The organism is Flavobacterium fructosi, from assembly GCF_042787335.1.
Taxonomy (GTDB): Bacteria; Bacteroidota; Bacteroidia; order Flavobacteriales; family Flavobacteriaceae; genus Flavobacterium; species Flavobacterium fructosi.
Genome location: NZ_JBHZQA010000001.1, coordinates 69,932 through 93,152 on the forward strand (window position 1 = coordinate 69,932; position 23,221 = coordinate 93,152).

General features: G+C 33.8%; 17 protein-coding genes and 1 tRNA gene. 13 read left to right on the forward strand and 5 right to left on the reverse strand.

What is annotated here, in order from left to right; genetic code table 11:
- Positions 1-196: 196 nt before the first annotated feature.
- A complete protein-coding gene (locus ACFX5D_RS00355) occupies positions 197-640 on the reverse strand; it encodes a nucleoside deaminase (protein WP_379856300.1) in 444 nt (147 codons plus the stop codon).
- Positions 641-678: 38 nt separating this feature from the next.
- Between ACFX5D_RS00355 and ACFX5D_RS00360 the strand changes: the two genes are divergently transcribed.
- Positions 679-2,460 carry a 1-deoxy-D-xylulose-5-phosphate synthase gene (locus tag ACFX5D_RS00360; RefSeq protein WP_379856301.1) on the forward strand — a complete coding sequence of 594 codons (1,782 nt, stop codon included), beginning with the start codon at positions 679-681 and terminating at the stop codon, positions 2,458-2,460.
- Positions 2,461-2,498: 38 nt separating this feature from the next.
- On the forward strand, positions 2,499-3,527 hold the full coding sequence (locus ACFX5D_RS00365) for a DUF3078 domain-containing protein (protein WP_379856302.1): 1,029 nt from the start codon (positions 2,499-2,501) through the stop codon (positions 3,525-3,527).
- Between the two features lie 70 nt (positions 3,528-3,597).
- Here ACFX5D_RS00365 and polA read toward each other — a convergent pair whose 3' ends face one another.
- On the reverse strand, positions 3,598-6,438 hold the full coding sequence (polA, locus tag ACFX5D_RS00370) for a DNA polymerase I (RefSeq protein WP_379856303.1): 2,841 nt from the start codon (positions 6,436-6,438) through the stop codon (positions 3,598-3,600).
- Between the two features lie 361 nt (positions 6,439-6,799).
- Between polA and ACFX5D_RS00375 the strand changes: the two genes are divergently transcribed.
- From ACFX5D_RS00375 to ACFX5D_RS00405, 7 genes are all read left to right on the forward strand, one after another.
- Positions 6,800-8,278 (forward strand): hypothetical protein, encoded by a 1,479-nt coding sequence (locus tag ACFX5D_RS00375; protein WP_379856305.1) that lies wholly within the window; start codon positions 6,800-6,802, stop codon positions 8,276-8,278.
- 283 nt (positions 8,279-8,561) lie between these two features.
- Positions 8,562-8,750, forward strand: a complete 189-nt coding sequence (locus tag ACFX5D_RS00380) for a hypothetical protein (RefSeq protein ID WP_379856306.1) — start codon at positions 8,562-8,564, stop codon at positions 8,748-8,750.
- Between the two features lie 201 nt (positions 8,751-8,951).
- Complete coding sequence (locus ACFX5D_RS00385; RefSeq protein ID WP_379856308.1) at positions 8,952-9,626, forward strand: response regulator transcription factor; 675 nt, start codon at positions 8,952-8,954, stop codon at positions 9,624-9,626.
- A 10-nt stretch (positions 9,627-9,636) separates the two neighbouring features.
- Positions 9,637-10,974 carry a sensor histidine kinase gene (locus ACFX5D_RS00390; RefSeq protein WP_379856309.1) on the forward strand — a complete coding sequence of 446 codons (1,338 nt, stop codon included), beginning with the start codon at positions 9,637-9,639 and terminating at the stop codon, positions 10,972-10,974.
- A 101-nt stretch (positions 10,975-11,075) separates the two neighbouring features.
- The gene (locus tag ACFX5D_RS00395; RefSeq protein ID WP_379849181.1) at positions 11,076-11,258 is read left to right on the forward strand and encodes a hypothetical protein; all 183 of its coding nucleotides are present in this window, start codon (positions 11,076-11,078) and stop codon (positions 11,256-11,258) included.
- A gap of 218 nt (positions 11,259-11,476) precedes the next feature.
- The gene (locus ACFX5D_RS00400; RefSeq protein ID WP_379856310.1) at positions 11,477-12,712 is read left to right on the forward strand and encodes a metallophosphoesterase; all 1,236 of its coding nucleotides are present in this window, start codon (positions 11,477-11,479) and stop codon (positions 12,710-12,712) included.
- A gap of 73 nt (positions 12,713-12,785) precedes the next feature.
- Positions 12,786-13,082: a thioredoxin family protein gene (locus ACFX5D_RS00405; RefSeq protein WP_073204514.1), complete on the forward strand. Its 297-nt coding sequence runs from the start codon at positions 12,786-12,788 to the stop codon at positions 13,080-13,082.
- Between the two features lie 13 nt (positions 13,083-13,095).
- Here the strand turns inward: ACFX5D_RS00405 and ACFX5D_RS00410 are convergent, their stop codons facing one another.
- Both ACFX5D_RS00410 and ACFX5D_RS00415 read right to left on the reverse strand, forming a co-directional pair.
- Positions 13,096-13,740, reverse strand: a complete 645-nt coding sequence (locus ACFX5D_RS00410; protein ID WP_379856312.1) for a polysaccharide deacetylase family protein — start codon at positions 13,738-13,740, stop codon at positions 13,096-13,098.
- 80 nt (positions 13,741-13,820) lie between these two features.
- Positions 13,821-17,096, reverse strand: coding sequence for a glycosyltransferase family 117 protein (locus tag ACFX5D_RS00415; RefSeq protein WP_379856313.1), 3,276 nt, complete (start codon positions 17,094-17,096; stop codon positions 13,821-13,823).
- Between the two features lie 248 nt (positions 17,097-17,344).
- On the opposite strand from ACFX5D_RS00415, the gene ACFX5D_RS00420 reads away from it, so the two are divergent.
- A tRNA-Gln gene (locus ACFX5D_RS00420) sits at positions 17,345-17,415 on the forward strand.
- A 74-nt stretch (positions 17,416-17,489) separates the two neighbouring features.
- Here the strand turns inward: ACFX5D_RS00420 and ACFX5D_RS00425 are convergent.
- Positions 17,490-18,314 carry a universal stress protein gene (locus ACFX5D_RS00425; RefSeq protein WP_379856314.1) on the reverse strand — a complete coding sequence of 275 codons (825 nt, stop codon included), beginning with the start codon at positions 18,312-18,314 and terminating at the stop codon, positions 17,490-17,492.
- A gap of 177 nt (positions 18,315-18,491) precedes the next feature.
- Between ACFX5D_RS00425 and rimP the strand changes: the two genes are divergently transcribed.
- The 3 genes from rimP (at position 18,492) to infB (ending at position 23,206) form a co-directional block, all read left to right on the forward strand.
- The gene (gene rimP / locus ACFX5D_RS00430) at positions 18,492-18,956 is read left to right on the forward strand and encodes a ribosome assembly cofactor RimP (RefSeq protein WP_379849201.1); all 465 of its coding nucleotides are present in this window, start codon (positions 18,492-18,494) and stop codon (positions 18,954-18,956) included.
- A gap of 13 nt (positions 18,957-18,969) precedes the next feature.
- On the forward strand, positions 18,970-20,223 hold the full coding sequence (nusA, locus tag ACFX5D_RS00435; protein ID WP_073204480.1) for a transcription termination factor NusA: 1,254 nt from the start codon (positions 18,970-18,972) through the stop codon (positions 20,221-20,223).
- A gap of 100 nt (positions 20,224-20,323) precedes the next feature.
- Positions 20,324-23,206: a translation initiation factor IF-2 gene (gene infB / locus ACFX5D_RS00440; RefSeq protein ID WP_379856316.1), complete on the forward strand. Its 2,883-nt coding sequence runs from the start codon at positions 20,324-20,326 to the stop codon at positions 23,204-23,206.
- The last annotated feature ends 15 nt before the right edge of the window (positions 23,207-23,221 follow it).

Here is a 23,221-nt window from a genome sequence, read left to right on the forward strand (position 1 = left end):
ATCAAAACCGCCTTTCGCAAGATTGGCGGTTTTTTTATGTCTTTTTTTTTAGGAGCTATTTCCAGCTATGCGTTATAATCTTTTATCTCTAAAAATTGGGATAAAAGGATTTTCACTTCAAACAAACTTCACTGAGCTCCTATGAAAACAAACATTAAGTGAAGTAATCTGGGCTAGGGATTTGGGGTTAATAGACTTATTTTCTTTTCGCAGCAAAAAATCGCTTCATTAGCTCCGACGCTTCATTTGCAAGAACTCCAGAAACAACAGTAGTTTTAGGATGCAATTGTGTTCCCATTTTTGTAAAACCGCGATTTTCATCGGTAGTACCAAAAACAATTTTTGAAATCTGACTCCAATACAAAGCGCCGGCACACATCTGGCAAGGTTCCAGTGTTACGTAAAGGGTGCATCCTATTAAATATTTCCCTCCAAGATAATTAGCTGCTGCAGTGATGGATTGCATTTCGGCATGAGCTGTAACATCGTTGAGTAATTCAGTTAAATTATGACCTCTGGCAATGACTTTATTATCAATTACGATTATGGCACCAACAGGAATTTCATCTTTGTCAAAAGCCATTTCTGCTTCCTGCAAAGCTTTTTTCATAAAATATTCGTCGGTGAAAGGATTTATCATAACGACAAAAATAAGAATTCAATTCGTACATTTGCTTTATGTCAGATAATTTACTTTCAAACATAAATAACCCAACCGATTTACGCCTGCTCGACGAAGCCCAACTTCCACAAGTTGCTCAGGAATTACGTAATTTTATTATCGATATTGTATCTGTTAAAGAAGGACACCTCGGAGCCAGTTTAGGCGTTGTAGAACTTACTATTGCTTTGCATTATGTTTTTGACACTCCAAACGATTTATTGATTTGGGACGTAGGCCATCAGGCTTACGGACATAAAATACTCACGGGCAGAAGAGAAAATTTTCATACTAACAGGCAACTCGGTGGTATTTCTGGTTTCCCAAAAAGGAGTGAAAGTATTTACGATGCTTTTGGCGTAGGACATTCTTCTACTTCAATTTCAGCAGCGTTAGGAATGGCAATTGCTTCTAATTTGAAAGGCGATTACGATAAACAACATATTGCGGTGATTGGAGATGCCTCTATCGCATCAGGAATGGCTTTTGAAGGATTAAATCATGCCGGAGTTACGAATACTAATTTATTGGTCATTCTTAACGATAACGCCATCGGTATTGATCCAAGTGTTGGTGCATTAAAAAAGTATCTTACTGCCGTAAAAGAAGGAAAAAACCCAAGGCAAAATAACATGATCAAATCATTGAATTTTGATTATTCGGGTCCTATCAACGGTCATGACATCTTTGCCGTTATCAAAGAACTGAAACGTTTGCAAAAAGTAAAAGGACCAAAATTTCTTCATATCATTACCACCAAAGGCAAAGGACTGCAACAAGCGGAAGAAAATCAGGTTAAATATCATGCTCCAGGGAAATTTGACGCAATTACGGGTGAAATTCATATAAAATCCGAAGAGAATTTACCTCCAAAATATCAGGATGTTTTTGGTTTGACCGTATTGGATTTGGCTAAAAAAAATAAAAAAATTATAGGAATCACACCTGCAATGCCTTCGGGAAGTTCTCTCAAATTCATGATGGACGCACTACCGAAACGCGCTTTTGATGTGGGAATTGCAGAACAACACGCCGTTACATTAGCCGCAGGAATGGCGACGCAAGGCATGGTTGTTTTTTGTAATATCTATTCCACTTTTTTGCAAAGAGCCTACGACCAAGTCATACACGATGTAGCTTTGCAAAATTTACCCGTTATTTTTTGTTTGGACAGGGCAGGATTAGTGGGAGAAGATGGTGCAACGCATCACGGGGTTTTTGATTTAGCTTATTTGCGCTGCATTCCAAATATTATTATTTATTCCCCGTTGAATGAAATTGGATTGCAAAATATTTTATATACCGCACAATTAGGAGTAAATAACCCTATTTTTATTAGATATCCTCGTGGTCGTGGTGTGGTTGCCGATTGGCAGTCTAAAAATTTTGGAAAATATGACAAAATAGAAATTGGCAAGGCTATTTGTCTCCAGAAAGGATCGAAAGTAGCTGTTCTATCTAATGGGACTACTGGGAACAATGTTACTTTGGCAATAGCCAAGATGCAGCATCCAGAAACAATTGCGCACTATGATTTTTCTTTTGTCAAACCATTAGATGAAAGTTTGTTACATGTTATTTTTGCAAAATTCGAAACCGTAATCACAATAGAGGACGGTGTTATTAAAGGTGGGTTTGGTGGTGCTATTGTGGAGTTTGCTTGTTCACATAATTACACTTCAAAAATAAAAATATTGGGTATTCCGGATGAATTTATCGAACAAGGAACTGTTGATGAACTACAACAATACTGCAAAATTGACGTTAAAAGTCTAGAAATACTTTTTTCAAATTATTAAAATAATTATTTTGCACCCTTAAATTTAACCGCCTCATAATGAAATTACTGCCCTACACTCTTCTTTTATTTATATTCTCAATCGCCACAAATAGTTTTTCCCAAGTGACAATAATACTGGAACTTATGCCTGTAACAACGCTTGTAAAAGTAACTGCAGATGAACCATTAACAGTGGCATTAGATATACAACCAACAAGATCATTTATTCCTTTATCTCATTGGATAAAAAAACACACTTTAGGCTTTTATATCTCTGAAATTGCCTTTGTTAATTGGAGTGCGGGTGGTACAAGTTCTATATCAGGTTTGGTAAAAGGAGATTTTTCAAAAGTATATACAAGAGAAAATTATAAATGGTCAAATGAACTTATTGTTCGCTATGGCCTAAATAAACAAGACGGAATTGAAGTCAGAAAAACAGATGATGCCTTACAATTTAATTCTACATTTGGCTACAGACAAGATACCCTTTCCAATTGGTATCATTCGGCTAAGTTTAATTTTAACTCTCAGTTTACAAATGGTTACTCGTATCCAAATACAGAAATTGCCATATCAAAACCATTTGCGCCTGCATATATTTTCTTAGGAGTAGGAGCTGAAAATATAAATAAGGAAAAGAAGAGAACGTTTTATATTTCGCCTTTTACATTTAAGAAAACCTTAGTTTTAGATCAAAGACTGGCTAATCAAGGGGCTTTTGGTGTTACTAAAGCCGTTTATGATGCAAATGGCGTTTTAATTACGAAAGGGAAAAGAACTAAAACGGAACTTGGTTTTTTGATGACCAGTTTTTATAAGAAGGAAATTTTTAAAAATATCAATCTGGAAAACCGATTAAGTTTATATTCTGATTACATCAATAATTTTGGGAATATCGATGTGGACTGCGAATTATTATTAGATTTGGTTGTAAACCAATATGTAAAAGCAAATATTGGCACCCGTATCGTTTATGATGACGATATAAAATCTAAAAAAGAAGTGGATGGCACTCAGGTTACCCAAGGGCCCAAAGCACAACTAAAACAAATGTTAGGGGTTGGAATTGTGTATGTTTTTTAAATATTGAATTATCCTAAAACAAGTTGGCTATAGAGTTAAGCTTGTTTTAGGACGTTACAATACTCAAATATTAATGCGCTTCCAGCCAATCTTTCCCCGCTCCTAAATCGACATCCAAAGGTACATCAAGCTTAAAGGCATTTTCCATTTCGTGTTTTATCATTGGTTTTATTTTTTCTAATTCACTATTGTGAACATCAAAAACAAGCTCATCATGAACTTGCAAAAGCATTTTACTTTTCCAATTACCCGAAATTAATTTTTCATGAATATTGATCATCGCAATTTTGATGATATCCGCTGCGCTTCCCTGAATTGGCGCATTTGTAGCATTTCGTTCCGCACCTCCTCGAACAATTGCATTTTGGGAATTTATGTCTTTTAAATAACGACGACGTCCAAGAATAGTTTGAACATAGCCATTCTCTCTTGCAAATTCTACTTGCTCGTGTATGTATGATTTCAGTCTTGGATACGTTTTGTAATAAGCGTCAATTAAATCTTTACTTTCAGAACGTGAAAGTGAGGTTTGATTACTAAGTCCGAAGGCAGAAACTCCGTATATAATTCCAAAATTCACCGTTTTCGCATGACTACGTTGTTCTCGTGTTACTTCTTCCAAAGGAACATTGAACACTTTTGAAGCCGTAGATTTATGAATATCTTCATGATTCTGGAACGCTTTTATCATATTTTCCTCACCGCTTAAAGCCGCAATAATTCGGAGCTCTATTTGGGAATAATCGGCAGAAACGATTGTGTAGTTTTCATCTCGGGCTACAAATGCTTTTCTAATTTGTCTTCCTCTTTCCGTACGAATTGGAATATTTTGCAAATTCGGATTATTGGAACTCAAACGTCCGGTTGCTGCTACGGTTTGCATATAATCAGTATGAATGCGATTCGTAATCTTATCTACTTGATTGGGTAAAGCCTCCACATAGGTGTTTTGTAACTTAACCAATTGTCGCCAATCCAGAATATCTTTTACAATAGGATTTTCAGCTGCTAAATAACTTAATATTTCTTCGCCTGTAGCATATTGACCTGTTTTGGTTTTCTTTTGTTTAAGTCTTCCAATTTTTAATTTATCAAACAAAATGTCACCGAGCTGTTTTGGCGAAGCCAAATTAAATGTCTCGCCAGCAGTTTCAAATATGTTTGCTTCTAATATTTTAATATCGTCATCTAGTGTTTTGGAAAGGGATTTTAGGAAGTCAACGTCAACCCGAATTCCTTCTTTTTCCATATCAGCCAAAACTTTCACTAATGGAATTTCAATGTCTTCAAATAGTTTTTTGGTGCCCGTTTTATCTAATTCCAGGGTGAATATTTCCTTGAGTTGCAATGTGACATCGGCATCTTCAACGGCATATTCTTTGATTTCTTCCAGTTCAATATCTCGCATTGATTTCTGGTTCTTTCCTTTTTTTCCAATTAAAGCTTCAATAGATTGAGGAGAATATTTTAAATATGTCTCGGATAAAATATCCATATTATGACGCATATCCGGATTGATCAGGTAATGCGCAATCATAGTGTCAAATAGTTTTCCTTTTACGGTAACATTGTAGTTAGAAAGAATTTTCAAATCATATTTTAAATTCTGTCCAATTTTCTCGATGTTTTCATTTTCAAAAAACGGAATAAATTTCTCAATTAAAGTTTGTGCTTCTGCTTGGTTTTCAGGAAACGGAACATAGAATCCTTTTCCTTTTTCATAGGAAAATGAAATTCCAACTAATTCGGCATGCAAGGCATCAAGTCCGGTAGTTTCCGTATCAAAACAAACGGATGATTGGCTTAGCAAATTTTTAAGCAGTAATTTAATTCCTAAATCACCTTTAATTATCTGATAGGAATGCTCCGTGTTTTCTAATGTATTATAAAACTGATGACGTGTTTCTTCTGATGTGTCATCGGGAATAGTGCTGCCAAAAAGATTGAATTGTTCCTCGTTTTTTGGTTGAGGCTTTTTATATAATTTTGCATCGTCCACCGTGCCACTTGTTGTTGCTGTTCCACCCTTTTTAAATATCGCGTCAAATTGTTCCGCCATTCTTCGGAATTCCAGTTCATTGAAAAGTGCATCTGTTTTTTCTACATCAGGAGTTGATAATTCATAATCCGTTTCATCAAAAACTACAGGACAATCCAGTAATATGGTTGCCAAAGTTTTAGATAATAAACCTTTCTCTTTATTGGCCTCAATGTTTTCTTTCATTTTTCCTTTTAGCTTGTCTGTATTAGCTAAAAGGTTTTCCATGGTGCCAAATTCCTTTAATAATTTTTTAGCGGTAACTTCGCCTACGCCAGGCAATCCGGGAATATTATCTGCTGTATCGCCCATCATCCCAAGAAAATCAATTACTTGATCAGGTCTTTCGATTTCAAATTTTGCCAATACTTCCGGTATACCCCATATTTCAATTCCATTACCCATTCTTGCGGGTTTGTACATAAATATGTTTTCAGAAACCAACTGTGCAAAATCTTTGTCGGGGGTTACCATAAAAACTGTGTAGTTCTGCTTTTCCGCCTGTTTTGCAATGGTTCCAATTAAATCATCGGCTTCATAACCCTTAACTTCAATAATGGGAATATGCATGGCTTTTAATAAATCTTGAATATACGGAATAGCAATTTTTATTGCCTCTGGCGTTGCATCACGATGGGCTTTGTATTCAGGGAATATGTCATTTCGTAATTGGCTGCCTCCATTATCAAAAGCAACTGCTAAATGATCTGGTTTTTCTCTTTTTATTACATCCATCAATGAATTCATGAATCCCATAATGGCGGATGTATCCATTCCTTTCGAGTTAATTCGGGGGTTTTTTATAAAAGCGTAATAACCGCGAAAGATTAAAGCATAAGCATCAAGAAGGAAAAGGCGTTTTTGTTGTGACATGATTGTGATTTTGTAAAGTTTTCAAAAGTACAAAACTTGTCAGATAAAGGAGTGACAGATTGAAATATTTCTTCCTTATTCTTATTTTGCAGTTACTTTTTTAAACACGACTATTGCAAAAAAGCAGGTCTAAATAAATTTAAAATTATTTAATTGAAAATCATTGATATCGTTTATTTATAAGAAAAATATAGTTAATGATTTATTGTACAAATTAGTAATTCTTATTTGTAAGAAATTAAATGTATTTTAAAAAATAATAAGAATTACATCGATTAAATGTGTATTTAGTCGATGTAATTCTTATTTTTGCATTAAAATTTCGGATGCCGATTTCGGTTCTTTTATTTAATCGTTTATTATGAAAAAAAATTACTCTACAAAAAAGGTATTGCAGGCCTGTCTCTTATTTTTCATGATAATAACGACAAATATGTTTGGCCAAGTGGGTATTGGAACGACTACTCCAAATGCGAGTTCGATTCTAGACTTAACATCTTCAACTCAAGGACTTCTAACGCCTAGGATGACTACTGTAGAAAGAATGGGTATTGTGTCCCCGGCGGACGGATTGATGGTGTATGACACAAATTTGAAATCGTTTTTTCATTATGACAATAGTCTTTCGACTTGGAATAAACTTAACAGTGATGGTAACTATGGAAGGATTAAATTTAAACGTGTAAAATCTACTGATGTTTTGGCAACTGTTTTAGCAGCAGAAAAAACCGCAGGAGGCGGAAGTAAATATCTTTTGGATACTGGTACATTGTATGAAATTAACGGGACAATTAATCTTGATTTTCCAATAGAATTAAATAACGCGTATCTTATTGGTCAGGATAGTAGTGAGGACAAGTTAGTTAAAGCGTCTGGCGATCTTTTTACAGGTACAACTGGTGGATCAGTAAGAGTGCTGACTTTAACAGCCGCGGCAGGAAAAGTATTTAATATTACCGGAGGCGGCACGCAAAATTTAGTTTTTAGAGATGCGATTGTTGCTAGTTCTTCGAGTGTTGGTGTAATTGATGGATTTTCCTTAGTTTTTGTTAGTATTGTTCAATACACAGCAAATACAACTGGAATTATTTATAAGGATGTAAGTAAATTATTGATTTCTAATGCTGGATGGTTCGGGAATAATTCAGGGACTTACGAAACACTGCAAGGAACTTTTGGATTAATTCAAAAAGGTGGAGGTTTCACGGAAGTGAATGGAACTAGTGTCGGATTAGACGTTTCTTCAAATCCAACAATAACTGGCGATGCACTACTTGAAATGGTAGTTTTTACAGGGACAAATACCAGTGGATATGTAAAAGGATACACAATTGGGAGTTATAAGGGTTTTTCTTTTAATGATCGATGGAATGTGCGAAGTTCAGGGATTCCTGTTGAGGGTGATGCCGTCGCTTCAGGAGATGTAAATTTTAATTATGATGTTGGTTCCGGAGCGTCTACAACAATTACAGGTTTAAATACTCCTGTAAAATTAGCAGGTACAACTACTTCAGGTACTCTATACAGATTTGCCGATGGAGCTACGAATAATAAATTAATATATAAAGGATCAAAAAGAAGATATTTTCTTGCCGCCGCTATATTTTCTTTTCAGTCATCAGTTGCCACGGACGGAGTATTCATTTTTTATGTTGCTAAAAATGGGGTTGTCATCAACCAGTCTAAAGTGTATTGCGGTGTGAATTTAAGTGATATTGATAGTGGAACTATTTTGACAAAAGTAGATATGTCAACTAATGATTATCTTGAAGCTTGGGTTTCAAGGTTTTCGGGAACTGGGAATGTGCTGACAGTTTCTTTGAATTTAGTTGTTAATTAATTTATTTAAAATTTATAATTGAATCGTATTATTTTGTTAGTCGTTTTAATTTTATTTTGGTTGTCAATATATTATTTGGCAACCATTTTTTTATTAAGACATTTTTTTTTTTTTGATAATTCAATCTGACTTTTATTTCAAAAAAAAAGTAGCTCACGGATATTTTACAAAACTTAATAATAAGTTAAACTTTTCTATGAAAGTAAATCTTCATTTTATCTTCATTTATCACTAGTACATTTGATCTATAAATAACAAATTATTAATATTAAATTTAGAAATCATGAAAAAAGTATTGATGTTAGTTGCAGTATTATTAGGAACAAGTGTTATGGTAAATGCTAGAACACTTCCAGCAAAAACCGTTCCGGTTAAAGAAGTGAAATTGGTAAAACACCCAAAACACAAAAAAATCAAAGCAGCTAAAAAGGTAGCGGCTCCAGCCATGGAGAGTTCTAAAGAAAAAAAATAACTGATGTTTCTATTTTGCTTTCAAAAGAAATAAAAAAAGGTTTATGTCTAAGTCTGCAAAACAGAATGGTTAATTATGAAAAAGCTGGTAAAATTATTTATCAGTTTTTTTTATACCAATTTTGAGTTTTTTTTTAAATTATTAAGACAATTGCATTCGGATTATTTTGTTACTTTGAATAGTATTATAATACAATTATTTATGAATATTCTTATTGTTGAAGACAATCCTGAATTAGCCATTGAGTTGAAAGATTATCTTTCGTTTAGCGGATATGTTTGCAGAATTTCTAAAAATTGCGAAACAGCATTAGACGAAATTTGTAGTAATGATTATGATATTATGTTGTTAGATCTAGGTTTGCCTGATGGTAGTGGCTTTGAGGTGTTAAAATCTGTTCGGAAAACACAGTCAAAGATTGCCGTTGTTATCATTACTGCTCGTGGAGAACTAGAAGATCGAATAAACGGATTGCAGCTTGGTGCAGATGATTATCTCACGAAACCTTTTGCTCTGACAGAATTAGGTGCTCGTTTATTTGCAATTATTAGACGGATTCATGGTTTTACGGCCAATAATCTGGATATTCATGGTTTTAGTTTGCAGTTGCAAGATTACAAATTGCATTATGGTGGAATTCCAATTAAACTTACTAAGAAGGAATATGATATTTTTCAATATTTAGTATTAAATAAAAACCGAGTTATTACCAGATTGCAATTAACTGAACATATTTGGGGAGATATTTTAGAAGTTAATTCTGATTCAAATTTTATTGATGTTCATGTGCGTAATCTCAGGAAAAAATTAGATAAACATGCGGTCATAGAATGGTTTGAGACTGTGAGGAGTGTAGGATACAGAATAAACGATTAAATATTTAGGAGTGAAAATTAAACACCAGTTAACCATTTTCAATGCTATAACTAGATTATTAGTAATTCTGATCTTATGGTTAATGCTTCCTGTTTTAGTAGAACGAGTAATTTACAAGCATATCAATAGAAGTTTACTGGAAAAAAAGCAAAAATTTATAGAACATTTAGATAAGGAAGAAATTAACGATTTTATCATTAGAAAAGATACCACTGAAACTTATGCTAGTTTTTCCACATTGCATAGTGAATTTCTACAATTATCCAGATTGCCTCAAAATTCAGAACTAGATAAGACGGTTTTTATTAATGAGTCTAGAATTATTGAGGGAGAGCAAGATGATTATAGGATTTTGCATTATCAATTTCTTTACGGCAAAATGCGATATCAACTTGAAATTGGGAGTAGTCTAAGTGAAATCGAGGAACTGACTTTTATCATTAAGCTTTTTGTTTTAATTGTATTATTGAGTACGATAATTGTTACATTTTTGATAGATACGTTTTACATAGAATATCTCTTGAAACCATTTTATAAAATTATTGATACAAAAATTCGTCGTATAAATGAACCCGATACTTTTGATCATACTCCTATCACTTCACATTCTTCAGATTTTCAAGAGTTAGATGTAGTTTTAAACCAAATGATGAATAGAATCAGTGACCTTTTTAAAAAAGAAAAACAGTTCATTGCCAATGTTTCTCACGAGCTTTTGACACCAATAGCTTTGCTTAAAAATAAATTTGAAAACCTCCTACAAAATGATTCATTAGATGATAACGCAGTTGATAAAATCGCGGGATCTTTGAAAACACTCGATATGCTGAAAAAAGTAATTAATAATTTATTACTCATCTCAAGAATAGAGAACCATCAGTACGAATCTAACGAGGTTATAAATTTACGGGAAATAGTTGAGGATTTGCATGAGGATTTGCAAGATCGTATTGATGAAAAAGGAATAATTGTAAACATCGATATCCATCATAACTATGAGTTTGTTGGGAATAAAACGCTAATTCATATTCTTTTGTATAATTTAACAGTAAATGCTATTAAATACAATAAAAGCAATGGAATTGTTACTATTGTTGATGGGTTTTCTCATTCTAATTATTTCTTATCTATTTCGGATACTGGAATTGGAATGACAGAAAATCAGATTGAGCAAATATTTAATCGTTTTACAAGAATTAATTCTACTGAGGATGGACACGGTTTAGGACTTGCCATTGCTGAAAGTATTGCGATTTTTCACCATATAATTATAGAAGTTACTTCAGAGCCAAACGAAGGAACAACATTCCTGTTGCGATTCGGAAATAAGGAAAAACTTAATAAATAGTTAAAGTTTTTTGCACCACTAAATCTTCATTCAATCTTCATTTAGTGACACTACATTTGATCTATAAATAAAAACAAATTAGTAATAAAAAAATCACAATCATGAAAAAAGTATTGATGTTAGTTGCAATGGTTTTAGGAACAACAGTTATGGTAAATGCGCAAACGGCGCCTGCAAAAACAACTCCTGCGAAAGAAGTTAGAGCAGCAAAAAAAGCAGAGAAAGCAGCTAAAATTACGAAAGCGGAACCGGCTAAAATGGAAGCTACAAAAGCAAAAAAATAATTGATACTTTTATTTTACTAACCTAAACTGAAAAGTGGTTATAAAAGGTAGTTAGAAAAACAATAGTTTTAATTTAAGGAAAGCTGATAAAGTAATTTATCAGCTTTTTTTATAAAAAAGCCGTTTTATATTTATTTGGTGTAATTTTAGTTAAATTTAGATTAATAAAAACGCATACTGTTTTCTTAATTTGTTATTTTGTGTAAAATTTTATAGAAATGATTCTTCGAATACTTTTATTATGTATTGTCCTCGTTGTTATTGAGCTTTATACATTTCAGGCATTACGAACTTTAATAAAATTGAAATGGGTTTTGGTCTCTTATCAAATTATTAGTTTTCTGCTTTTTATATTTATTATTTATTCGTTCATGCAATTTGACCGTTCAGTGGGTCAAACGAAGCAAACCATGTTTACTATGGGTTTGGTGCTTCTAGTATACGTGCCTAAAATGGTTTTGGCTCTTGTATTACTTGGAGAAGATGTTTTTAGAGTGGGAGCTGGTTCAGTGAATTATTTTATTGAGAATAATGATAAAACCACTTTTTTTGCTTCAAGAAGAAAATTTGTAAGTCAGGTTGGATTAGCATTAGCGGCAGTTCCTTTTTTGTCTTTAATATATGGAGTCACGGTGGGTAAATACAATTATAAGGTTATCAGACAGCAGGTATTTTTTCCTGATCTGCCGGATGCTTTTGATGGCTTTACCATTACTCAAATATCGGATGTTCACAGCGGAAGTTTTGACAATCCCGAGAAGATAAATTATGCTATAGATTTAGTTAACGAACAGAATTCGGATATGATTTTGTTTACCGGTGATATTGTCAACACAGATGCGAAGGAAATGCATCCTTGGATAGAAACTTTTAACCGAATCAAAAAACATGAGTATGGTAAATATTCGGTTTTAGGGAATCATGATTATGGCGAATATGTGACGTGGCCTTCAGAGGCAGCCAAAGAGAAAAATTTTCAAGACATAAAAAATCTTTACGGACAAATTGGTTTCAAATTAATGTTGAATGAGCATACTTTTATTGAAAAAGGAACCGATAAAATTGCATTAGTTGGAGTCGAGAATTGGGGACAAAATTTTAAAAAAGCGGGTGATATTAATAAAGCTTCTGAGCAATTAAATAAAGAGGATTTTAAAATTTTAATGAGTCACGATCCAAGCCATTGGGATTATGAAATCAAAAATCACGATAAGAACTTCCATCTTACCTTATCCGGACATACACATGGAATGCAATTTGGAATAGAAATTCCAGGTTATTTCAAATGGAGTTTGGCGCAATACGTTTATACGCAATGGGCCGGTTTGTATGAGAATGTAGGAAGATATGTTTATGTAAATAGAGGGTTTGGCTTTCATGCGTATCCGGGAAGAGTAGGAATTATGCCTGAAATTACCGTCATTGAACTAAAAAAGGGTAAGGCGATAGCTTAATTCGTTAAAATTGTTACATTTGTATAATAATTATCTCTTTTTAGTAAATTTAGAAAATTAAATTTTTGGTTTTATGTCAAAATTTGGAGAACTTATAAACGCACAAATACCTGTGTTGATTGACTTTTATACGGATTGGAATGAATCATCAGTTTCGATGCACCCTGTAATCAGAGATGTTGCGGCTGCTCTTGGCGATAAAGCAAAGGTCATAAAAATTGATGTGGATAAAAATCAGGAATTAGCAGAAGCTTTACGTATAAAAGGACTTCCTACGTTGATGATTTATAAAGAAGGCTTAATGATCTGGAGACAATCTGGGGAGTTAGATGCCAATACGATCATTAATCTTGTTCAAGAGCAGTTGTAGTTCTTTGTTACGGCTATTTTAAAACTTCACAGACAAAATTATTTTCTTTTAAGTATATTAAGGTTTTGGGTAGTACATATTCAAGGTTTTTGAAGGCTTTTATGCTGTCATGAAAAACAATTATACTCCCAGATCTTACATTGGAAAGTACATTTTCTAAGCATTTTTCGCGAGATAAAGCGGAATCAAAATCTACACTTAGAACATCCCACATTATTATTTTATAACCTGATTGTTGTATCGTTTTTGCTTGTGATCTTGTTATTTTGCCATATGGTGGACGAAATATTTTACAAATAAGATCGTTGATTGCAAATTTTCGAATAGTGTCCTCGCATCGTTGGAAATTTTTGATGTACGATTCGGTTACTGTTTTCCAACCATTCAAATGATTGAAAGTGTGATTTCCAATAGTATGGCCTTCACCAATTACTTTTTCGAATATTTCGGGATGTTTCTCAATATTATCTCCAATACAGAAAAAAGTTGCTTTAACCTTGTGTTTTTTTAATTCTTCTAAAACCCATTCGGTAATTTCAGGTATGGGCCCATCGTCAAACGTTAGGTATATTTTATTTGCAGTATTGGGTATATTCCAAACATAGCTTGAAAACAATTTCTTTATAGTCCAATTCGTTTTTACCCAAAGAAAGTTCATCTTTTTTATTTTAAAAGTAAAAAAAAATAGCGACATTTTTCAATATCGCTATAATTTATAATTATGATATTTACTTGAATTTACTCTTTCTCACGACCAAAACGTTCGAACATTTTAATATAGGTATTGAAAGAGGTTCTGTTCTGATTGTAAAATGCGGTGTCTCCACTTTCTTTCATTACTTGTAGCAAACCTCTATAGCGTTCGATATCAGTTATAATGTCAATTGCAATACTTGTTTGCTCAGATGCGCTCAAGTTGCCGTAGTAATTAAGGTTTTCTTTGTATTTCGATATTAATTTTTCGAGAAGTTGTTGCGCTTTTGCTTTTTCGCCAATAGCATAATATCCTTTTGGAAATGGTTCAACTAGTGAATAATATCCAAATTTATCCAATGGCATTTTGGTCATGGCTAAATTGATGATGTTTTTAGCTTTGTCTTTCTTTCCTTCGGCAATTAACTGATCCATCAATCGGGCAAGATTCATTCTATAAGTGATACTGTTTCTTCTAGTTTCAGGATCATGATATATGGTGAGGCTATCACTATTTCCCCAATCCCATTTCATAACATTGGCGTACATTTTATCCGAGTCAATTTGACCCATGTCCATTTGTCCATCGTCTTTTTTTAGTTTCGTTCTAATAGGAACTAATTTATAAACCATTCCGTCTAGCTGAAGATATTCTTTCATCCATATGTAATCTTCGTTGTCAAATGCTCCACCGCTGAAATAGATTGGTCTTTTCCAGTTGTTATTAGCAACGATATCAAGCATCATTAGCCTGTTTTTATACAATGCATTTCCTTTTATGTCAATATCTATGTAAGGAACAATAGAATCATTGTATTTAGCTGAAACAACTTTGTTCTTGATGATCCTGTTTTTGTCAACAGGAATTCTAATTTTATTTGTCGGATAAAAATGGATTGTCTGCCCATTCTGCATTTCAACAGTAGATTTCGGATTTTTAATAAACGTGATAAAATCCTTTATTTCCCATCTGCTTTCCACTTTTGGGATATGAGCTACATAGTCCAGTTTGTCGCCCACATATTGGTCGTGTGTAAAGGAAATAGGTAGGGGATCAGATTCATATGTTTTAGTTTTCATTTGATCAATATACCAATCCGTCATAAAAAGACTCGTGTTTACGATTTTTACGTCTGTCCTTATCTTTTCTATTTCTTGGGCATACCATAAAGGGAAGGTATCATTATCGCCAATAGTAAATAATATGGCATCCTTATCGCAAGACTTTAAATAGGCTTTTGCCATTGCTACCGCTGTATATCTATTAGAACGGTCATGATCGTCCCAGTTTTGAGAAGCCATCAAGACAGGAGCTGCTAATAAACTCGCTGCAATAAGTAAGGGGCCAGCAATTTTAGGCGCTAAGTATTTCTGGGCACTTTCGTAGAGCGCATAGACGCCAAATCCTATCCATATGGCAAATACATAGAACGATCCGACTAAGGCATAATCTCTTTCACGAGGTTCGAAAGGCCTTTCGTTCAAATAAATTTTTAACGCAATTCCAGTAAATAGGAACAGTGCAAGTAAAACATAAAAGCTCTTTAAATCTTTATTGGCATGATACATCAAACCGATTAGCCCAAGTATAAATGGTAAAAAGAAATATACATTTCGACCTTTATTATTTAGTACATCTGATGGTAAATTATCTTGCGAACCTACATGTAAATTATCAATGAATTTAATTCCACTGATCCAATTTCCGTCTAAATTATCGTATTTTCCTTGCACATCACTTTGACGTCCAACAAAATTCCACATCAAATATCTCCAATACATATACCCAAATTGATATTCGAACATGAAGCTTAAATTATCAACAGTTGTTGGTTTTTCAATAATTAAATAATCTCCGTAACTTTTTAGAAAAGAAACATAACCGTCATTGTCAATTTGTTTTTGGGCATACGCTTGTCTGAATTCATTTACCGTTTTTTCAACTTCATTTTTTAACTGTGCAATGGCTTTATTGTATTCCTCTTCAGTTAATTTGCTTGGATCAATACCATATTTTGATAAATCATCCTCATAAGGATAATCCGGATTGATTTTGAATACAGGAGGACTGGTGAAATTCATGTAATTCGCTACATGCTCGGTACTCCACATTCGAGGTAAAATAGTTTTTTGATGGTCGTCACTATTTTGCTCGGCATTTTTAAAATTATTTGTAATAATGTATTTACCGGTTTTTAAATCTCTTTCGTAGTTAGGTGCTTTGTCTAAGTAAGGATGTTCTTTGTCAAGGCCAGTAAAGGTTTCCGTGTATTGAGGCCCGTAAAACAATGGATTTACACCATATTGTTCTCTGTTGTAATACGCCAGAACTTCTGCTGCATCCGATGGTTTATTTTCGTTAATTACGGTATTGGCATTTGCTCTGATTGGTAACATCATCCAAGTGGAGAACCCAATTAAAATAAACAAAATACAAAGAATGATAGTGTTGTAAAAGATCAAACCTTTTTGCTTGGTATATTTTAAACCAAAGTAAAAGAAAGCGATAAAAAGTAGTGCCACAAAAATACTTCCGGAATTAAATGGCATTCCTAATTCATTCACCATGAAAACTTCTGTCTTTGCAAAGAAAGCCATAGTCAACGGGAGCAATAACTTGAAGATAAATAATAAGATGGCAATAACGACAATATTGGCAATTATAAAATTTTTGACAGTAACTTCTTTATAATGTTTAAAAAAATAAAGAAAACCTATAGCAGGTATAGTTAATAAAGCCATAAAGTGAACTCCAAACGAAAGTCCAACAACTAGAGAAATGATTAGTAACCATTTATTTCCTCTTGGCGTATCCATGTCTTGTTCCCAACGCAATCCCAGCCAAAAAAGTAAGGAAATAAATAAAGAAGCCATAGCATAAACTTCGGCTTCTACTGCGTTAAACCAAAAACTATCGGAGAATGTATAGGCTAACGCTCCTACAAATGAACTTCCAAGAATAACGATCGCATTGTCTTTGTTTATTTCAGAAAATCTAGCAATTAGCTTTTTCAAAACCATTGTGGAAGACCAATACATAAATAAGATGGTAAAGGCACTTGAAAAAACGGACATCATGTTGACCATTAATGCAATATGTTTATCATCCGTGGCAAACATGGCGAAAAAGGCTCCAATCATTTGGAATAAAGGAGCTCCCGGTGGATGTCCTACCTCTAGTTTGGCGGCAGTTGCAATATATTCTCCACAATCCCAAAAACTCATGGTAGGCTCAACAGTTAGTGTATAAGTTACTAATGCTATTACAAATGTAAACCAACCTATAATCGTATTCCATTTATTGAAATTGAATGTTACCATATTTTAGACTAAAATTTTAGTTAAATTTTTTGAGTTACAAAGAAAATGTTTTTTTGTCGAATGATGCGAGCATTAACAAAATTTTCAAAAAAAAAATAGACTTTGGTAATCGATTGGTTTTTAGTTGTTTTTAAAATAATATTCGATTGGAGTTGAAGAGAATGAAAATTTTTTGAAAAAAACGCATTAAAAAATTTGTGTAGCTTAAAATTTGTATTAAATTTGCACTCGCTTAACAGCACTGGAATTGGTCTATGGTGTAATGGTAACACAACTGTTTTTGGTGCAGTCGTTCAAGGTTCGAGTCCTTGTAGACCAACAAAAGCCTCTCATTTTTTGAGAGGCTTTTTTATTGTATAGGTATTTTAGGTTTTTCCTTTTTTTGAAAAAAAACTAAATTTTGAAGGTGATTACGGGTTTGACAGTATGATTTACGAGGTCTTCACTAATACTTCCGTTAAAAAAATGCGCCAATCCAGTTCTTCCATGTGTGCAGAGCCCGATTAAATCAGCATTAGTAGAATTAGCAAAATTGAGTATTCCTTTTTCAATATTTGCATCGTTGAAAATGTGCATAGAGTAGTTTTTTATGTCAAAATCTTTGGTAAAATCATTCATGATTTTTTCTGCGGCAATAGTAGTTTTGAAGCTATTAGGGGTGCATATCATTACTAAAAATAGATTTGCATCAAAATTCTTGGTAAATTCAATCATTTTTTTAAAAGGTTTTTTTATTTCCTGAGAGAAGTCAGAGGCAAAGACGAAATTCTTAGCTTCAAATTTTCCGGGATCTTTTTTAATGACTAAAACAGGAATCTCAGAAAGGCGTACCACTTTTTCGGTATTGGAGCCAATGAGTATTTCTTCAACTCCTGAAGATCCATGGGAGCCCATGATAATCAAATCGATTTTGTTTTTTTTGCTGAATGATAATATACCGTGTGAAGCTCTTTCAAATTGAACCGTTTCAGTTACCGAAATCCCGTCCAATAATGTGCTTTCCTTGACTTTTTGCAGCGTTTCGTTTGCTTTTTTGATAAACAACATAACTTCGGGGATACCACTACCGCCTGAAATTGCATCGCTCATTTGACCAGGTAATTCCAACATGTGCAATAAGAAAATTTCACATTTGGTTTTTTTTGCGATTTGGGCTGCTAGCTTTAAAGCATCTTCTGCGTGTTTGGAAAAATCAGTTGGTACTAAAATTCGTTTCATAAGTAAAATGTTTAAATTATCGGAAAAAAACTATTATTTTATGACTTAATAAAGATAAGAAATATTTTAACAGCAATTGATTATTTATTTTTATAAAAAAAAACACTATATTTGCACCGTTATTTATTAAAATCTAGATAATGAGGGGACTAAGTGTCCCCTCTTTTTATAAAAAATATGACATTTAAAGAAAAAGTAAATACAGTGCTGGCGGAAGCCCTTTTAGAGAAGCCTTCGGTTTTTCTAGTTGACTTAATTATTACAGATGCTTTTAAGGTAATTGTGACCATAGATGGCGATAATGGAGTAGTTTTACAAGATTGTATAGACCTTAGTCGTGCAATAGAGAGTAATATTGATAGGGAAGAACAAGATTTTTCTTTAGAAGTAGCTTCGGTAGGAGTTGGTTCGGCTCTAAAATTTGTACGTCAATACAAGAAGAATATTGGTAGAACATTGATTGTTAAGACTGGGTCAGAAATTATTGAGGCAGAATTAGTAGAAGCTAATGATGATTTTGTAATTTTGTCGTGGAAAGCGAGAGAACCGAAAAAGTTAGGAAAAGGGAAAGAAACGGTTCAAAAAGAACTTAAATTACCTTACGCAGATATAAAAGAAGCAATTGTTACAGTAACATTTTAATTAAAGAATTCGCATGGAAAATTTAGCATTAATCGATTCATTCTCAGAGTTTAAAGATGATAAACTTATTGATCGTGTAACGCTTATGGCAATTTTGGAAGATGTATTTAGAAATGCATTGAAGAAAAAATACGGTTCAGATGATAATTTCGATATTATTATAAATCCTGATAAAGGAGATATGGAAATTTGGAGAAGAAGAGTAATCGTTGCTGACGAGGATCTAGATTTTGAAAACGAAGAGATTACTTTGACTGAAGCAAGAAAAATTGAAGCGGATTTTGAAATTGGCGAAGAAGTTTCTGAGGAAGTAAAATTAATTGATCTAGGAAGAAGAGCTATTTTAGCTTTACGCCAAAACTTAATTTCAAAAATTCACGAACACGATAATACGAATCTTTACAAGCAATTTAAAGATTTAATTGGAGATATTTATACAGCGGAAGTGCATCATGTACGTCCAAGAGTTGTAATTTTGGTTGATGATGAAGGAAATGAAATCATTTTGCCAAAAGAAAAACAAATACCTTCAGATTTTTTCCGCAAAGGAGATAATGTTCGAGGTATAATTGAAAGTGTTGAATTGAAAGGGAATAAACCTCAAATTATTATGTCCAGAACTTCAGAGAAGTTTTTAGAAAAATTATTTGAACAGGAAATTCCTGAGGTTTTTGACGGATTAATTATGGTTAAAAAGGTGGTAAGAATTCCAGGTGAAAAAGCAAAAGTAGCCGTAGATTCTTATGATGACAGAATTGACCCAGTTGGAGCATGTGTAGGTATGAAAGGTTCTCGTATTCACGGCATCGTTCGTGAATTAGGAAATGAAAATATTGATGTTATCAACTATACCAGTAATATTCAATTGTTTATAACGAGAGCGTTAAGTCCAGCTAAAGTTTCTTCTATCAAAATTAATGAAGAAACAAAAAGAGCAGAAGTGTTCTTAAAACTGGAAGAAGTTTCTAAAGCAATTGGTAGAGGTGGGCATAACATAAAGTTAGCTGGTTTGTTAACTGGATATGAATTAGATGTTATCAGAGAAGGTGATGTTGCTGGTGCAGCCACTGATGATGATGATGTTGAATTAACAGAGTTTTCAGATGAAATTGAAAGCTGGGTTATTGAAGAATTTGCAAAAATTGGTTTAGATACTGCAAAAAGTATTTTGAAACAAGATGTGGAAGATTTAGTAAGAAGAACAGATCTTGAAGAGGAAACAATTCAGGAAGTAATGAGAATATTGAAAGAAGAATTCGAGAGTTAATCTTGAATTCTTTTAAAAAATAAATCTTGATTTTATTTTCCCTATAAGCAGTTAGGGTTCAGTCAAGAAACACAACAAAAGGTAATAATAAAAAGGTTTTATGTCTGAAGAGAGAATTATTAGAATAAACAAAGTTTTAAGGGAGTTGAATATTTCTTTAGAAAGAGCTGTGGATTATCTAAAAGATAAAGGGATTGCCATAGAAGCAAATCCAAACACAAAAATTTCTGATGATGTATACAATGTCTTGTGCGGTCAGTTTGCTGGTGACAAAGGGAATAAAGAGGCTTCGAAAGAAGTAGGGGAAGAGAAAAGAAAAGAAAAGGAAGCTTTACGTGTGGAGCGAGAGAAAGAAATCGAGGACAAGCGTAAGCTGGATGAAGAGCGATTGAAACAACAAGAGGTTATAAAAGCGAGAGCGGTTATAAGTGGACCTGTGCAAGTTGGTAAAATCGATCTTAATCCAAAAAAACCTGTTACGGTACCAACTCCGAAAGCCGTAGAGAAGATTGAAGTTCCTGTTGTAAAAGTTACAGAAGAAAAGCCTGTTGTAAAGGAGGCTGTTGAAAAAGCACCTGCTCCAAAAGAACCGTTGCAAGAAAAACCTGTTTCAGACAAAAAAGAAGTTAAGCCTATTATTGGAATAAAAGAAGTGAAGAAAGAACCCGTGAAAGAGGTTGTTTCGGAACCTGTAAAAGTTGAAAAAGTGGATGAAGCGCCAGTTGATGAAACCATTACAACGCAATATCAAAAACTTTCTGGGACTACATTGACGGGTCAAATAATTGATTTGTCTCAATTCAATAAACCCAAAAAGAAAAAAGAAGAACCAAAAATCACTCCGAATAAACCGGGTGCTCCAGGTTCGGCTGCAGCTAATGCAAATAAAAACAAGCGTAAAAGGATTGCTCCTAAACCAGGTGCTCCAAGACCGCCTGCAACACCGGGAGTTCCCGGTGCTCCAAATCCTAACAAGATTACACCTAATGTAGGTGGTGGAGGTTTCAATGCAAACAGAAGCGCAAGACCTGGTTTTGTAAAAGGAAACAGACCTGCAATTGTTGCAAAAGTGGAGCCTACAGAGGAGGAAGTTAAAAATCAGATTAGAGAGACTTTAGAAAAACTACAAGGAAAAGGTGGTAAATCTAAGGCGGCTAAATATAGAAGAGACAAAAGAGATACGCACCGTCAGAAATCAGATGATGAGCAAAGAGCTATTGACGAAGGAAGTAAAACGATTAAAGTTACCGAGTTTGTTACAGTAGGTGAAATTGCAATCATGATGGATGTGCCAATTACCAAAGTTATTGGAACTTGTATGTCGCTTGGAATCATGGTTACCATGAACCAACGTCTTGATGCAGAAACATTGACTATTGTAGCTGATGAATTTGGCTACGAAGTTGAATTTATAACTGTTGATATCGAAGAAGCAATTCAAGTAGTTGCTGATAAAGAAGAAGACTTAGTCTTTAGAGCACCTATCGTTACTGTAATGGGTCACGTCGATCACGGTAAAACATCTTTGCTGGATTATATTCGTAAAGAGAATGTTATTGCTGGTGAATCTGGAGGAATTACACAACATATTGGTGCCTACGGAGTAACATTAGATAACGGACAAAAAATTGCATTTTTAGATACACCAGGTCACGAAGCGTTTACAGCGATGCGTGCGCGTGGTGCTCAAGTTACAGATATCGCTATTATTGTAATTGCAGCTGATGATGACATCATGCCACAAACAAAAGAAGCGATCAGCCATGCTCAAGCAGCAGGTGTGCCAATTATTTTTGCGATAAATAAAGTAGATAAGCCAAATTCTAATCCTGAGAAAATCAAGGAAAAATTAGCAGGAATGAACTTACTTGTTGAAGATTGGGGAGGAAAGATTCAGTCCCATGATATCTCTGCAAAAGTAGGAACAGGTGTCAAAGAATTGTTGGAAAAAGTATTGTTAGAGGCAGAACTTTTAGATTTAAAATCTAATCCTAATAAAGCAGCTTCTGGTACTGTTGTTGAAGCTTTCTTAGATAAAGGAAAAGGATATGTTTCTACCATATTAGTACAGCATGGAACTTTGAGAATTGGAGATTATATGTTGGCTGGGAAACATCATGGTAAGATTAAAGCCATGCATGATGAGAGAGGAAATATCGTTTCTGTTGCGGGTCCGTCGACTCCGGTTTCTGTTCTTGGTTTAGATGGTGCAGCAACTGCAGGTGATAAATTTAATATCTTTGAAGACGAAAAAGAAGCAAAACAAATTGCATCTAAACGTTCTCAATTAATGCGTGAGCAGTCCGTACGTACACAAAGACATATCACCTTAGACGAAATTGGACGTAGAATTGCATTGGGTCAATTCAAAGAATTGAACATCATCCTTAAAGGAGATGTTGATGGTTCTGTTGAAGCCTTGTCAGATTCGTTCTCTAAATTATCTACTGAAGAAATTCAAATCAATATTATCCATAAAGGTGTTGGGGCAATTACAGAAACTGACGTTATGTTGGCCTCTGCTTCTGATGCGATCATTATCGGATTTAATGTTCGTCCTGCTGGAAATGCAAGACAATTAGCAGACAAAGAAGAAATTGATATTCGTTATTATTCTATTATCTATGCCGCTATCGATGACTTGAAAGATGCAATGGAAGGAATGCTTGCGCCAGAGATGAAAGAAGAAATTCTGGGTACAGCTGAAATTAGAGAAATATTCAAAATTTCTAAAGTTGGTTCTATTGCTGGTAGTATGGTTATGGACGGTAAAATTGTTAAAAACGCCAAAATGAGAATTATCAGAGATGGTGTTGTTGTATTTACTGGGGAGTTATTAGCGTTGAAACGATTTAAAGATGATGTTAGAGATGTTGCTAAAGGATACGATTGTGGTATTCAAGTAAAAGGTTATAACGACATTGAAGAAAGAGATGTTATTGAATCTTACCATGAAGTAGCAGTTAAAAAGAAATTAAAATAAAATTTTAATATTTTA

Excerpts from the sequence above, each read along its gene's own strand:
- ACFX5D_RS00375 (WP_379856305.1), top strand. The coding sequence starts at position 6,800 with ATGAAAAAAAATTACTCTACAAAAAAGGTATTGCAGGCCTGTCTCTTA.
- ACFX5D_RS00395 (WP_379849181.1), top strand. The coding sequence starts at position 11,076 with ATGAAAAAAGTATTGATGTTAGTTGCAATGGTTTTAGGAACAACAGTT.
- ACFX5D_RS00415 (WP_379856313.1), bottom strand. The coding sequence starts at position 17,096 with ATGGTAACATTCAATTTCAATAAATGGAATACGATTATAGGTTGGTTT.
- ACFX5D_RS00400 (WP_379856310.1), top strand. The coding sequence starts at position 11,477 with ATGATTCTTCGAATACTTTTATTATGTATTGTCCTCGTTGTTATTGAG.
- ACFX5D_RS00385 (WP_379856308.1), top strand. The coding sequence starts at position 8,952 with ATGAATATTCTTATTGTTGAAGACAATCCTGAATTAGCCATTGAGTTG.
- ACFX5D_RS00410 (WP_379856312.1), bottom strand. The coding sequence starts at position 13,740 with ATGAACTTTCTTTGGGTAAAAACGAATTGGACTATAAAGAAATTGTTT.
- ACFX5D_RS00360 (WP_379856301.1), top strand. The coding sequence starts at position 679 with ATGTCAGATAATTTACTTTCAAACATAAATAACCCAACCGATTTACGC.
- nusA (WP_073204480.1), top strand. The coding sequence starts at position 18,970 with ATGGAAAATTTAGCATTAATCGATTCATTCTCAGAGTTTAAAGATGAT.
- ACFX5D_RS00355 (WP_379856300.1), bottom strand. The coding sequence starts at position 640 with ATGATAAATCCTTTCACCGACGAATATTTTATGAAAAAAGCTTTGCAG.
- ACFX5D_RS00405 (WP_073204514.1), top strand. The coding sequence starts at position 12,786 with ATGTCAAAATTTGGAGAACTTATAAACGCACAAATACCTGTGTTGATT.
- infB (WP_379856316.1), top strand. The coding sequence starts at position 20,324 with ATGTCTGAAGAGAGAATTATTAGAATAAACAAAGTTTTAAGGGAGTTG.
- ACFX5D_RS00365 (WP_379856302.1), top strand. The coding sequence starts at position 2,499 with ATGAAATTACTGCCCTACACTCTTCTTTTATTTATATTCTCAATCGCC.
- ACFX5D_RS00425 (WP_379856314.1), bottom strand. The coding sequence starts at position 18,314 with ATGAAACGAATTTTAGTACCAACTGATTTTTCCAAACACGCAGAAGAT.
- rimP (WP_379849201.1), top strand. The coding sequence starts at position 18,492 with ATGACATTTAAAGAAAAAGTAAATACAGTGCTGGCGGAAGCCCTTTTA.
- polA (WP_379856303.1), bottom strand. The coding sequence starts at position 6,438 with ATGTCACAACAAAAACGCCTTTTCCTTCTTGATGCTTATGCTTTAATC.
- ACFX5D_RS00380 (WP_379856306.1), top strand. The coding sequence starts at position 8,562 with ATGAAAAAAGTATTGATGTTAGTTGCAGTATTATTAGGAACAAGTGTT.